The 12,665-nt window shown below is 39.5% G+C and carries 12 protein-coding genes; 6 read left to right on the top strand and 6 right to left on the bottom strand.

Annotation, left to right across the window (positions count from 1 at the left end):
- Positions 1–141: 141 nt before the first annotated feature.
- From GO620_RS07185 to tal, 3 genes are all read right to left on the bottom strand, one after another.
- Entirely contained in the window at positions 142–795 is a 654-nt protein-coding gene (locus tag GO620_RS07185) for a response regulator transcription factor (RefSeq protein ID WP_157523797.1), read from the bottom strand.
- Positions 796–954: 159 nt separating this feature from the next.
- Positions 955–1,161 carry a hypothetical protein gene (locus tag GO620_RS07180; protein ID WP_157523796.1) on the bottom strand — a complete coding sequence of 69 codons (207 nt, stop codon included), beginning with the start codon at positions 1,159–1,161 and terminating at the stop codon, positions 955–957.
- Positions 1,162–1,300: 139 nt separating this feature from the next.
- Positions 1,301–2,401, bottom strand: a complete 1,101-nt coding sequence (gene tal / locus GO620_RS07175) for a transaldolase (protein ID WP_157523795.1) — start codon at positions 2,399–2,401, stop codon at positions 1,301–1,303.
- A 213-nt stretch (positions 2,402–2,614) separates the two neighbouring features.
- Here tal and GO620_RS07170 point away from each other — a divergent pair, with 213 nt between their 5' ends.
- The 6 genes from GO620_RS07170 (at position 2,615) to GO620_RS07145 (ending at position 10,130) form a co-directional block, all read left to right on the top strand.
- On the top strand, positions 2,615–3,721 hold the full coding sequence (locus tag GO620_RS07170; RefSeq protein WP_244139474.1) for a fatty acid desaturase: 1,107 nt from the start codon (positions 2,615–2,617) through the stop codon (positions 3,719–3,721).
- A gap of 20 nt (positions 3,722–3,741) precedes the next feature.
- Positions 3,742–4,263 (top strand): DUF892 family protein, encoded by a 522-nt coding sequence (locus GO620_RS07165; RefSeq protein WP_157523794.1) that lies wholly within the window; start codon positions 3,742–3,744, stop codon positions 4,261–4,263.
- Positions 4,264–4,392: 129 nt separating this feature from the next.
- On the top strand, positions 4,393–7,338 hold the full coding sequence (locus tag GO620_RS07160) for a chemotaxis protein CheB (protein ID WP_157523793.1): 2,946 nt from the start codon (positions 4,393–4,395) through the stop codon (positions 7,336–7,338).
- Entirely contained in the window at positions 7,331–8,890 is a 1,560-nt protein-coding gene (locus GO620_RS07155; protein ID WP_157523792.1) for a sensor histidine kinase, read from the top strand. The genes GO620_RS07160 and GO620_RS07155 overlap by 8 nt, the downstream gene beginning before the upstream one ends.
- Positions 8,890–9,549 carry a response regulator transcription factor gene (locus GO620_RS07150; RefSeq protein ID WP_157523791.1) on the top strand — a complete coding sequence of 220 codons (660 nt, stop codon included), beginning with the start codon at positions 8,890–8,892 and terminating at the stop codon, positions 9,547–9,549. The genes GO620_RS07155 and GO620_RS07150 overlap by 1 nt, the downstream gene beginning before the upstream one ends.
- Before the next feature lie 215 nt (positions 9,550–9,764).
- On the top strand, positions 9,765–10,130 hold the full coding sequence (locus GO620_RS07145) for a response regulator (RefSeq protein ID WP_157523790.1): 366 nt from the start codon (positions 9,765–9,767) through the stop codon (positions 10,128–10,130).
- A gap of 163 nt (positions 10,131–10,293) precedes the next feature.
- Here the strand turns inward: GO620_RS07145 and GO620_RS07140 are convergent, their stop codons facing one another.
- From GO620_RS07140 to GO620_RS17365, 3 genes are read right to left on the bottom strand one after another with little or no spacing between them, the layout of a single operon-like run.
- Positions 10,294–10,827, bottom strand: a complete 534-nt coding sequence (locus tag GO620_RS07140; protein WP_157523789.1) for an ORF6N domain-containing protein — start codon at positions 10,825–10,827, stop codon at positions 10,294–10,296.
- 59 nt (positions 10,828–10,886) lie between these two features.
- Positions 10,887–11,939, bottom strand: coding sequence for a site-specific integrase (locus GO620_RS07135; RefSeq protein WP_317198317.1), 1,053 nt, complete (start codon positions 11,937–11,939; stop codon positions 10,887–10,889).
- Positions 11,936–12,100, bottom strand: a complete 165-nt coding sequence (locus GO620_RS17365) for an Arm DNA-binding domain-containing protein (protein ID WP_317198316.1) — start codon at positions 12,098–12,100, stop codon at positions 11,936–11,938. Before GO620_RS17365 ends, GO620_RS07135 begins: the two co-directional genes overlap by 4 nt.
- Positions 12,101–12,665 lie beyond the last annotated feature (565 nt).

Below are 12,665 nucleotides of genomic sequence, written 5' to 3'. Positions count from 1 at the left end.
AGGAAAAATAAAGCTCATCCCGGGGGTGTATCTGCAATTGCTACAACCCGAAAGTAAGCACCACAAAAAAAAGCGTAATGCGTATTGCTACCATAAAAGGCACGTAATTTATACGCTATTAACAACTGCGAAAATTGAGTATTATTCTATTAAGTTGTTTTTCATCGCAAATTTTATCAGCGAAGCGGTGTTCACAGAGCCGGTTTTTTCCATTAGCCCTTTACGATAGCCCTCAGCAGTACGTTTACTGGTAAAAAGTTTTTCCGCAATCTCTGCGTTTGTCAAACCGTCTGCAATCAGAAGTAACACTTCAAGGTCTCTTACGGAAAGTTTTAGATCAGAAGGGCTGGGTTGGTTTTCTGTCACACTATTTGTTGCCAATAACTTATCGAGCAGGCGAAGAGACAATTCCGAGCAAATATATTTGCCGTACATGTGTACATGACGTATAGCAAAAATCAATTCATCAGGTGTAATGCTTTTAAGAAGAAAGCCGTTAGCACCAGAGCTAAATGCATGAGCGATATATTTCTCTTTATCCAGCATGCTTAACATTACGATCTTCATTTTCTGGTGCGTTTCCCTGAGTTTGGGAATCAAGTCCAGGCCGTTAACACCGGGCATGTTTATATCGCTCAATAAAATATCAGGTTCTTCCTGGTTTTGCAAAATTGTTAAAAGCTGCTCTGAGTTAACAGCTTCTCCAACTATCTTGTAATCCTTTTCTTTCTCAAGCAGTGCTTTTATACCATTTCTTACAACGTTATGGTCTTCGGCTAAAATAATTTTTATCATTCCCGCGGTGTTTATGGCTAAATCTGCTTGTGGGTTAATAATTTACAATTATGTAAGTATAGGGTTTTAATGTGGCAATAATTCAGTTCTGATATAAAGCTGACCTCTAAAATAAAAAAGCCTCCGTCGGGAGGCATTTTTTAAACAAAATAGATTGACCTATTTGTGTTTGGTAGCATGTTTCTTCGAGGCTTCTTTCGCATGCTCTCCTGCAGCAGCATGATGGCCACTTGCTTTATGAGCATGATGAGCAGCCTTTTCATCGTTGCCATCGGAGTGCTCTTTGTGCGCAGCGCGATGACTTTTTGCTGCTTCTTCATGATGTGTTGCCGCCTCTTCGTGGTGGCTGTGTTTGGTGGTTGCCATATTGATTTTTGTTTATTATATAAGGTCAACCTTAGTTACCAACTATTGTTCTATTATTTAATTTTTTTATTTTTAATTAAATTCTGCATTGGCGTTAGTTTCGTTGTTAGGGCTTCGTTCCTGTAAAAATGAGACATATCTAGATTTTATTATCCAATTTATTCGTAATAGCCGCTAAAAGTTTTTTGTAAGGTTCTTCAAATTTTTTAATGCCTTCTTGTTCAAGATCGGCTGCGATTAACTCCATGTTTATACCGGCTAATTCAAGTGCCGAAAGAATGTTAAAAGAATGTTCTGTATTGTTTTCAAGGCGGGGTAATGCAATTCCATGGTCTCTGAAAGCGTCTATCAAACTCATTGGCGCAGTATTAACGGTGTCTGGTCCAATCAGTTCTTCCATATACCTGGTATCACGGTAAGCAGGGTTTTTATTCCCGGTGCTTGCCCATAGGAGGCGTTGAGGTTTGGCTCCTTTGGCTTCGAGCTTTTCCCAGCGCGGCCCATTAAACAGGCGCTTATAAATTTTGTAAGCTGCTTTTGCAGAGGCAATTGCAACTTCGCCGCGCATCTCTGTAAGATCTTTTCCGTCTAAAATAGGGTCTACCATTAAGTCAATCCTGCTAAGAAAGAAACTTGCGACAGAGGCAATTTCGCTTATTCCATGACCTGCTGCCACCCTTTGCTCCAAGCCGTTTATATAAGCATTTGCAACCTCTTCATATCTTGATAGGCTAAAAAGCAGCGTTACGTTTATATTTATCCCTTCACTTATTGCAGTTTCAATAGCATGCAGACAGGGCCACGTTCCGGGGATCTTCACCATTAGGTTTTTTCTGTTAACCGCGGCCCACAGTTGCCGTGCCTGGGCAATGGTAGCGAGCTCGTCAAGAGCTAAAAGCGGCGACACCTCCAAACTTACATAGCCATCTGCACCTGCAATACCATCGTTATACAACGGTTCAAACAGGTCTGCAGCGTTCTGAATGTCATCTATAGCAAGTTTAAAGAAAATACTTTCCGGGTCGGCATTAACTTTCCCGTACTTTAATATATCAGCGTCGTAATCTGCACTATTATTTATCGCCTGTTCAAATATAGCAGGGTTAGAGGTCACTCCACGAATGCCGTCATCATCGATAAGACTTTGAAGTTTATCAGTGCGAATAATGTTTCTGTCTATATAATCTAACCAGATACTTTGTTTAAAAGTAGAATGAATTTGCTTAACGCTATTGGGCATGGTGTGCTTATTTAAAAAGTAGTATGAAAACCATTGCAACAATGTTGTGATGGTTATTTTAAAATCGGGGTTTTGCAGCAAAGATGCTGGCTAATTTGAGGCGGATATATCATTACAACCCCTGCTAAATCGATCTGTTTCATTTCAAGAGTTTCGACCATATATAGCGTAAAAACCACCACCTGAAAGGTGGGTTTACACACGGGAATAAAAATGTGCATACATAAATTTGAATTAGGCAATAGTCTACTCTTTAACCATCATGTGATGCCGTTTTTTGACCATGTATTACAAGTCCCTGCGTATGGTTGGGCAGATGCCCGCGGGGAATTAATTACGCCTTCTAAAAGGCAAATATGGTCTGAGTTTTTTAGACGGTTAAACGTTTTTCGTTCTAAAAAAAACTGGCTGCCATTTTTCAGCTGGATGAAGGTGATTTTACTATCGTGCTTTTTTGTTGCGTTTTTGTTTTTTTATCTGAGCTGGGGTACAATTTTAGCCGCCTTTTTATATGGGATGATAGTAATGGGAACGCATGGCACTATTTGGCACCATCGCTACTGCACTCACGGCGCATACAAATTTCGCAATAGCTTCTGGCGGTTCATTACCCAAAATCTAACCATTAATGTAATACCCGAAGAGATATATGCCGTTTCTCATCATGTGCACCACGCAAAATCAGACAAACCGGGCGACCCTTACAATGCTAAAGCCGGATTTTTGTATTGCTTTTTAGCTGATGTTAATCACCAGCCCATAGCAAAGGATCTGTCGGCCAATGATTACTGGCGAGTAGTTAAATTAATGAACCATACCGGCATTAAGGCCAATTCATTTGAGCAATATAAAATATGGGGATCTTACGCACATCCTGCCCGTGCGGTGCTATCGTGGGTGCTCAACTGGGCATTTTGGTATGGCGTATTTTTTGTGATGGGCGGCAACGCGCTTGCCGTAAGCCTCTTTGGCGCCGCGGGTTTCTGGGCTGTCGGCGTAAGGACGTTCAATTATGAGGGCCATGCCAAAGGAGAGGAAAAGCAGCGTGAGGGAACTGATTATAATAATACTGATAATTCTATAAATCAACTATGGCCCGGTTATGTGGCGGGTGAATGGCACAATAACCATCACTTGTACCCAAAGAGTGCGCGCAGTGGGTTTCAGCCACATCAGATCGATCTGGCTTGGTATTACATCAAGTTAATGAGCATGCTTGGGGTAGTTACAAAATACCATGATAATAAGAAGCAGTTCTATGAAGAATACTTTTTGCCGCACAAGCAGAAAAAGATCGCTATAAATACATTTCATAAATAACCTATTGCAATTCGACCCCAATGAATAACCAATCTGACCAAATGCCACCATCCGGCCTTGCACTTGACGTTATACAGCGTAACCGGTTTTTTGTCAAGCATTTGAACCGTGTTTTTTGTGTAAAGGTGCATTTGCTTGAACGGCTGCCCGAACTGGAAGACCAATCTGAATTTAACGACCTGAAATTCGCGATAGCAGAAACACTTCAGGACGTTCAAAAACAAATTGCGCGTATGAGGAAGATCTATTTAACGCTTGATAAAGAGGCTGACTTGTCAGAATGTGGTGACCTAACCAACTTTATAGAAGAGGGATTTACCGCTGTTTTTGAAAATAAAGACCAACAAAGTTTGCGCGATCTTTCTATTATATTTTATCTTTCTGTTATAGAAAGCGTAGAAGCTACCTCTTTTCGCTTACTTAAAATGGTTGCAAAAGGGTTTAAGTCAAAAGAAATAGATCAACTGCTCTTGCAGAGTATCGATGAATCTAATGGCGATCGTAAGCTTCTGCTGCAAATAGCGGCACGCCACACTATTTAACAGCTACCGGCCACGCTTAGATAAAAGCTTTAACATCTATCAAAACCATATTAAGGATTGATGTTCTTTTAGCAGTTACTTCCATTCAAAAGAGTAACTTTAGAAACCAATCATTACACCTGCCTATTTATGGTTCACAAGCGAAAAGCCGTGTCTCCCGAGATCTCTGTTACGTCAAAAGTATCGGGTTCTGGCAAAACGGTGAAAACAAGTTCTTTTCCCATAATTGCAATAGGTGGATCGGCAGGGTCTTTCCCCGCTTTCGAGAAATTTTTCTCGCAGATGCCAATTGACAGCGGAATGGCTATTGTTGTAGTAATGCACCTTGACCCAAGCCATAAAAGTGAACTTACTGAGGTAATGCGCAGGTTTACGCCATTGCCGGTTATAGAAGCTACAGACGGCATGCTTGTAGCAGCAAATCATGTTTACATTATCCCATCTAATAAAGATATGGGCATCCACAGTAGGAAATTACTGTTGATGAAAGCATCTAAACCGCAAGGCATCCGTCAACCAATCGACTATTTTTTTCAAAGTCTCGCCAACGATCAATGGAACAGGGCAGTTGCAGTAGTGTTGTCAGGAATGGGTTCTGACGGAGAAACCGGTATACGGATGATCAAAGAAAACCTTGGATTAACCATTGCCCAAGACCCAGAAACTGCTGATTATCCTAGCATGCCAAGTGCCGCCATCGACACAAACCTAATAGATTATGTACTTGCGCCGGAAGAGATTCCGTTAAAGATCATTCAATATTTAAACCATCCAGCCATTGCCGAAGAGACGGGTGAGGATACAAAAATGTCTTTAAAGACAACTAACGCCATGCAGAAGATCCTTATGTTTCTGCGTTCGCAAACCGGTAATGATTTTTCGTTATACAAAAAAAGCACTATTGCCAGGCGTATAGATAGGCGGCTTGCACTTTTTCAATTTACAGATTATGGCCAGTACGCAGATTACCTGCAAGACAACCCAGACGAGATAGATACGTTGTTTGGAGAATTACTGATTGGGGTAACTAAGTTTTTTAGAGATGCCGCTGCTTTTGACTCTCTTAAAACGCTTATTAAAGATAAGCTTAAGGCAGATAATGGGAAAGATAAATTTAGGGTTTGGATTGCGGGCTGTTCGACGGGGGAGGAAGCATACTCAGTTGCGATTATCATTAAAGAAGTTATTAAGGAATTAGACCTTAAGGTGCCGCCAGATTTGCAGATTTATGCAACGGATCTCGACCCCATTGCTCTTGAACATGCCCGGTCGGGCAGATATCGCGGCAATATTGTGTCTGAAGTATCTGAGCAACGTTTAGAGAACTTTTTTACGAAAGAAGAAGAGGGCTATCGAGTAAAAAAAAATCTACGGGAAATTGTGGTTTTTGCGCAGCAAAATCTTATTAAGGATCCGCCGTTTATAAAACTCGATCTGTTGTGTTGCCGTAACATGCTGATTTACTTTACGCCGGAGTTACAGAAAAAAGTTATACCCTTATTTTGCTACGCGCTTAACCCCGCAGGATTAATGTTTATGGGGCCCGCTGAAACTATTGGCGGTTTCTCTGAGATGTTTAAGCCTGCAGATCCCAAGTGGAAGATATTTAAAAGATTGGAGGGCAGTGTAATGTTAAGTAACATGATAGAGTTCCCGTCGCACCCCGCTAAGCAAAATCACGAAAAGACCAAAGATGAAATTGTTGCTCCCGTGCAAAAAAAAGGGGTGAGGGAGATTTTTACACAGGCTTTGATCGATAAGATTTTACCGGCGTCTGTATTGGTTAATGAAAAAGGGGATATTCTTTATAACAATGGCAATACAAGCAAATTTTTAGAGTTGCCCCGAGGTGAAAATATGATCAATAATATTTTACGATTAGCCAGGGAAGAGTTGAGATATCCGTTAACCATGCTGATGCAAGAAGCTCTTAAGACTGACAAAGCTGTTACAGCTGAGGTTGTTAAATTTAACCTTGATGACCAGTTGCGCTTGGTAACAATAAAAGCTGCTGCAATAAAAGATGGGGGGGAGCATCATCTTTTATTGATCTCTTTCGAAGATCTTGGTTTGCAAAGCCACAATGTAAAGTTGGCAAAAAGCGCAGCCTCTTCTGTGGATATAGCTGCTGAAGAGTTGAAAAAAGAACTGATATACACTAAACAACAGTTATCATCGACAGTAGAGGGCATGGAAAACTCGATTGAGAAATTACGATTAAGTAATGAGGAGTTGCAAAGTGCTAATGAAGAACTGCAAAGCACCAACGAAGAGTCTTTAACTACTAAAGAAGAGATGCAGTCTTTAAACGAAGAATTAATGACTGTGAACAGCCAGTATCATTTAAAAGCCGAAGAGCTTACGCGGCTTAATAATGATATGAAAAATCTTTTAGAGGCAACAGAGGTATCGACATTGTTTTTAGACAACGATTTAAACATCCTACGCTATACTCCACAGGTTCGCATACTTTTCAATTTGATAGCAAGCGATATAGGCCGACCTATCAGCCACGTAGTATCAAATTTTGAGGAGCCTATCAATGAACACGACATCAGAGAGGTGATAGATAAACTCGCGATCAAGGTTTCAGACATACGTACAAAAGATAACGAATGGTATAGGGTGCGCATTATGCCTTACAGAACTTTAGATAACTATATCTCCGGCGCGGTTTTGACCTTAACGCTTATTACAGATTTTAAGCAAATGCAGTCAAAGCTGGATATGCTTGAAAATTACGCCCACACACTAACAGATGGATTATCTGACGCCATCATAAGGTTTAGCGATACCCTTGAGGTTTTGGATTTTAATGCCGCAACCTTGAAGATTTTGGGCGTTAAACACAATGAACTTAAAAATCAAAATGGGGCAGCGTTTTTTAAAAAGCTTTGGAAGTCTGACGAGCCTGCAAAACTAATGCAGTCTGCAATAGCAAACCACAGCGTTAAGGAAGCAACTATCAGCATTAAAAATCCGGTTCAGACTAAATTTTTATTAACTGCCACACCATTTTTCGGCGACATAAATACCACCCCTATTGTAGTTCTAAAAATAGGTGCCGATGTCTAAAAAAGGGCAAGTTGCTGCAACGGAAAAGTCAAAGGAGCTAACATCCAATGAGGTTCGTTTACAAAAAGTATTAGAAGATCTGCATTTGCACCAGGCCGAGCTTGAGATGCAAAATGATGAGCTTAGAATTGCTAACGAAAAACTTGAACTGCAACAAATTAAGTTTTCAGGTATTTATGACCTGGCGCCTATAGGTTACTATATTTTAGATAAAAACGGATTAGTTACGGAGGTGAATAACGCTGGAGTTAACCTTTTAGGTGTCGCGCGTGGCGTGGTTGTGGGTAAAAGACTACAAAGCTTTGTTACAGAAGACCATCGCGATATTTACCATATATTTTTGCGGAAAATGCTTAGCAGCGGCGAAAAACAAAGCTGCCAATTAAAAATTAATTCGGCCAGGCAAGGCGACTTTTACGTTCAAATGGAGGGTATAGCCATTCAGCCCGTGCGATCACTTCCTTTGCAATGTGACATTGCCGTAATAGACATAACTGAGCGGGTAAAAACAGAAAATGACTTGTCTAAAACAAAAGAACGGTTAGAACTGGCTTTAGAAGCATCGTCTTCAGGTACGTGGGATTTAAACGCGGACACGATGATATTTCATCTTGATGAATCTAACTTAAAGATATGCGGCCTACCCGGACCGAAGTTTGACGGCAAGTACCAATCGTTCATTAACCTTATTAATCCGGAAGACAAACAAAGCGTGGATAAAGCGTTTAGAAATGCAATAATTCATAAACAAGAAATTAACATTGAATGCCGTTTTAGCAACAAAATAACCAAAGACTGTTTTGTAAATATCAGAGGTCATGTTCATACTGGAAAACATCAATCTGATAGGTTTATAGGTACAATGACAGACATTACCTTAAGAAAGAATTTAGAAGAAGAAGCACAACGAATTAAGCGCGAACAACAAAGAAATATAGCCCTGGCCACTGTAGATGCCGAAGAGAATGAACGGATACGAATTAGCGATGCCCTTCATGATAGTGTGAGTCAGTTACTTTATGGCATAAGGCTTAAATTAGAACTTGTACTTGATGCGGAACGGCCTGACGAAGTTATAAAGGAAGTGTCTGATCTATTGGCTATGGCCACCCGCGAAACGCGCAATATTTCTTTTGAACTGGCACCGTCAATATTAACCGATTTTGGATTACCGACAACTATTGATGAGATGGCAAAGCGTTTGTCCACTTCCAATCTAACTATAAGAACAAATTTAAGTCGGCTTGAAAGGCGCATGGATATTTTATTGGAGACCAACATTTTCAGGATATTGCAGGAATTGGTCAATAACGCAATGAAGCACGCCAATGCTAGCCTGATTGTTATTGACGTAAGAAAGGGCGCAAAAGTTGAATTGAGTGTATCTGATAACGGAAGCGGTTTTTTAGATGGTCCTGATTATATATCAATGGGGTCCGGATTGTCGCGCATAAAAAACAGGTTAAGCTTGTATAACGGTACATTGGTCATCAACTCTAAACCTGGTGAGGGCACCACCGTCGCTGTAACATTGGATACAAGGCCATCGTAATGATAAAACCGCAGATTAATATAATTCTTGCAGATGACCATCTTATTTTGAGAGGGGGCGTTAAGGCCATGCTTGAAAAAGATGTGTCGTTTAATATTATCGCAGAGGCTGATACTGGGGAGGGCGTGCTGCAGCTTCTGCAAATGGGGGCGAAGCCCGACATCGTATTGGCCGATTTAAATATGCCTTTATTAGGTGGAATAGACCTGACCGCCCGCTTAACGGTAGGATTTCCTGAAATTAAAGTAATCGTCCTTAGTGCCCTTGACTCCGAAAAATACATTGTTAAAGCTTTCAAGAATGGCGCCAGGGGATATCTTCTAAAAAGTGTTAGTGCTGCAGAACTATTGTTCGCAATTCATCATACCTATAACCACGGGCATTATTTATGCGCAGAACTTTCCAAACGGTTTTTAGATCGATTGATTTCCATACCGGAAACGGTAATTCAAGACAGCGGACACAACCTCGAAATATCATCTTTAGATGCAGAAATATTGAGTCATCTCTCTGAAGGGCTCACCAATCAGGAAGTTGCCGATAAGCTATTCATTAGCAAGCGTACTGTGGAAAATCACAGGCAACAACTAATAGACAAAACAGGGTCGCGCAACACAATAGCACTCATACGTTTTGCCATATTGAATGGTGTGATTTGACCTGCCAATTTTGCGTAATTACCGTATAAAATTATAGCGTTTCTACCTCCGTTGTCAAAAATTACAGTCTTATTTTTGACCACTATTATTATCAGAGAGTATCTTATGGGTAACTTTTTATCTAAAATACCTATAGAGTATAATACGCCAATAGATACTTAAAAACTGATTTATCAAATGTTGTTTCGCCTAAAATTGTGCTTAAAGAGACGCCTATGAAAAAACAGATACTTATAATTGATGATGATTTTGATCTGCTATATGTATTGCATGAACTTTTCAGGTTTGAGGGGTATAAGTCAATTGGATTTAATCATGGAAATGATATCGAAAATGTTATTCGAGCTCACAAGCCAGATCTAATTTTATTGGACTATCTGTTGCCTGGCTTTAACGGGGGTGAAATTTGCAGCAAACTAAAGTCGTTATCAGAATATGCCATGATACCTGTAATTATATTTTCAGCACACTCGGACAAGGGTATTAAAAATGGAAGTTATGGCTGCGATTACTTTATTTCAAAGCCGTTCGATCTTGAACCACTAATGCTGGTGATAGAACGTTTAATAAATAAAATCTAACTTAGGAGTCAATAATATTGGTCTTTAGATACTTAAATTCGTAATACGATTAACAGGTACAATTTCTTAGGGAGTAATTCGTGTATTAGTAAAATTGAATTTTGTATTTAGTTGATATTCAGCAATTTTGGGACTGGGTTCATTTTTCCTCCCTTATCGTTATTTATAATTCATCAGATTTATAGCCTATTGTCTTTCTGGGTTGATTAACGTTTCTTTTTTCGATAAGTTCATCAAGATACTTAAATACAAGCTCGATATTTTTATCGTGGTACTCCAGTTTCCTTTTAATCTGCTCAACATCAATTTTCAAATCAGTTTCGTCATTTAACAACTGACGCAGTTTGGTAAAAAGGCGAATTATCTGAATATTTATTTCTATTGCTGTCTCGCTATTTAAAATGCTGGATAGCATTGCGACGCCTTGTTCTGTAAAACAGTAGGGTGCATAGCGCAACCCCATTAGATCAGAATTGGAGGTCACAAATTGTGACCTCCAATTTTTGAATTCATCGCTACTCATTTCGAACATAAAATCTACTGGGAATCTTTTAGCGTGTCGCTTAACAGATTGCTTTAAAACTTTGGTTTCGACACCATACAGTGTGGCAAGATCCCTGTCCAACATGACTTTTTGTTTTCTTATATAATAGATCTTGCTTGCAAGAAGATTTTCGTTGATTATTAAATCGCTCATAATAGTAGCTTAAATGATTACGGAAATTAAGTTGCGAATAGCAACCTGATTAAATTGATTTATCCGGCATATTTTGCTTTTAAAGCAGCCATATCGTTTCCAACTTTCAGATCAAGTATTTTTGCGTAATGCTGGGTAGTCTTAATGTTCGTATGCCCTAACATTTTACTGACGCTTTCAATTGGAACACCATTTGATAGCGTTACAGTAGTTGCAAAGGTGTGCCTGGCTATATGAAAGGTCAATGGTTTATTGATACCCGCAACGCCTGCTATTTCTTTTAGGTATGCATTCATCTTTTGATTAGATGAGACAGGCAATGCTTTTCCTTGGCTTTCGCAAAAAGGGTGATCTTCATAACGGTTTAAAATAATTAAAGCCGATGGGAGCAGAGGTATGCGGCTTGGTGTATCGGTCTTTTTTCTTTTTGTGTAAATCCACATTTCCCCGTCTAAGCCTTTGACGATTTCAGATTTCTTGAGTTTGTGAACATCTGCATAAGCAAGTCCCGTAAAACAGCAAAATAAAAATGTGTCCCTGACCTGGTTTAAACGATCGGTAACAAATGTATAATCCGCTAATAATTGAATTTCTTCCTGATTCAGAAAAGTTCTGTCTACCTGTTTTACTTTTGCCTTATAATTCAAAAAAGGATCGCGAGTTAACCAGCCGCTTGCTAAACAAATCCTGATAATTTTTTTAAAATTCTTAATGTACTTTACAGCAGAGTTATTCGCACATTTCCGCTCGGATCGCAGGTAGAATTCATAACTAGTGATAAAATCATGGTCTATCTCCTTGATGTCTATATCAGGGACCTGATATTTCCATTCTAAAAAGTTCCGTGTATGCTTCAAAGATGTCTCGTAACGCGTTAAAGTACCCGAAGCATACTCGTCACCAATCAGTGCTGCAACCTTCCTATTATGGTCTTTAAAAATGTTCAATAACATTAGCGGTTTGTCACCTTTTCCGAGCAAAGAATTTTTAAGGGTTTCTGCTGTAATCACCTTGCGCGCGTCCGTCATAACGCGGTGAGTCTCGTAAACTTGATATTGCAGGTTGTCGAGATAGGCATTAAATGATCTAACTTCTTCTTTGTTACCTTTCATCCTGCCCTTGGCGCATTCCATAGTGAGGGCAGGCATTCGCGGCCTGATGCGGTTTCCGATCTTTTACCGGCTACCGTAATCCTTAAATAAACGGGTACAGGCCCGTCTTCATAATTTTTTGGCTTCTTTAAATAAAAAAGCAAACTGAACGTAGTTTTCATAATGTTTAATACATTAAAAGTGAAACAAAATTAAGTTTGCAGCTACTTGTAGACAAGATGTTCATTGATTGAACATGTTGATAATCAGCATTTTGATGCGATTCTGGTGAGTCAGCTTTTTTTGATCGCTGACTCACCGAATCACTCACCAGAATAATGGGTTTTGGTGAACATTTTGTACATCTGATAACAAAAGAAAAGCCCGTAATCATGAGATTTACGGGCTTTTGTATGTTTTGATATTGAAATCAGCGGAGAGAGAGGGATTTGTAATCCTCTTTAATATCGCACTCTGAGCTATATATTGAAGCTTTTTGAAAAATGGGTCTCTTGAAAGACCCTCTCAAATCAAATTGAATAATCTCAATCGGTAATTAAATATACGAGTTCTATTTCATATTATAAGTATATGTTGTATGTTCTTCATTTGTCAAATACAGATATTAGGGTTATATACTGTCTTAATAACGTTGTTTGCAGTGATTAACTTAAAATATCAGTGTACTAAGGACAGATCGTTCTGTTTGTGTCCCTAAGCGGTTAACAGGACAATTCGATATAGACC

This window comes from Mucilaginibacter ginkgonis, assembly GCF_009754905.2.
Classification (GTDB): Bacteria; Bacteroidota; Bacteroidia; order Sphingobacteriales; family Sphingobacteriaceae; genus Mucilaginibacter; species Mucilaginibacter ginkgonis.
This window is presented reverse-complemented; position numbering and strand designations above follow the sequence as displayed.

Bases quoted from the DNA above. Each gene is read 5' to 3' on its own strand.
- GO620_RS07135 (WP_317198317.1), bottom strand. From the start codon at position 11,939: ATGAAAGGTAACAAAGAAGAAGTTAGATCATTTAATGCCTATCTCGAC.
- GO620_RS07140 (WP_157523789.1), bottom strand. From the start codon at position 10,827: ATGAGCGATTTAATAATCAACGAAAATCTTCTTGCAAGCAAGATCTAT.
- GO620_RS07160 (WP_157523793.1), top strand. From the start codon at position 4,393: ATGGTTCACAAGCGAAAAGCCGTGTCTCCCGAGATCTCTGTTACGTCA.
- GO620_RS07180 (WP_157523796.1), bottom strand. From the start codon at position 1,161: ATGGCAACCACCAAACACAGCCACCACGAAGAGGCGGCAACACATCAT.
- GO620_RS07165 (WP_157523794.1), top strand. From the start codon at position 3,742: ATGAATAACCAATCTGACCAAATGCCACCATCCGGCCTTGCACTTGAC.
- GO620_RS07185 (WP_157523797.1), bottom strand. From the start codon at position 795: ATGATAAAAATTATTTTAGCCGAAGACCATAACGTTGTAAGAAATGGT.
- GO620_RS07145 (WP_157523790.1), top strand. From the start codon at position 9,765: ATGAAAAAACAGATACTTATAATTGATGATGATTTTGATCTGCTATAT.
- GO620_RS07155 (WP_157523792.1), top strand. From the start codon at position 7,331: ATGTCTAAAAAAGGGCAAGTTGCTGCAACGGAAAAGTCAAAGGAGCTA.
- GO620_RS07170 (WP_244139474.1), top strand. From the start codon at position 2,615: ATGTGCATACATAAATTTGAATTAGGCAATAGTCTACTCTTTAACCAT.
- tal (WP_157523795.1), bottom strand. From the start codon at position 2,401: ATGCCCAATAGCGTTAAGCAAATTCATTCTACTTTTAAACAAAGTATC.
- GO620_RS17365 (WP_317198316.1), bottom strand. From the start codon at position 12,100: ATGAAAACTACGTTCAGTTTGCTTTTTTATTTAAAGAAGCCAAAAAAT.
- GO620_RS07150 (WP_157523791.1), top strand. From the start codon at position 8,890: ATGATAAAACCGCAGATTAATATAATTCTTGCAGATGACCATCTTATT.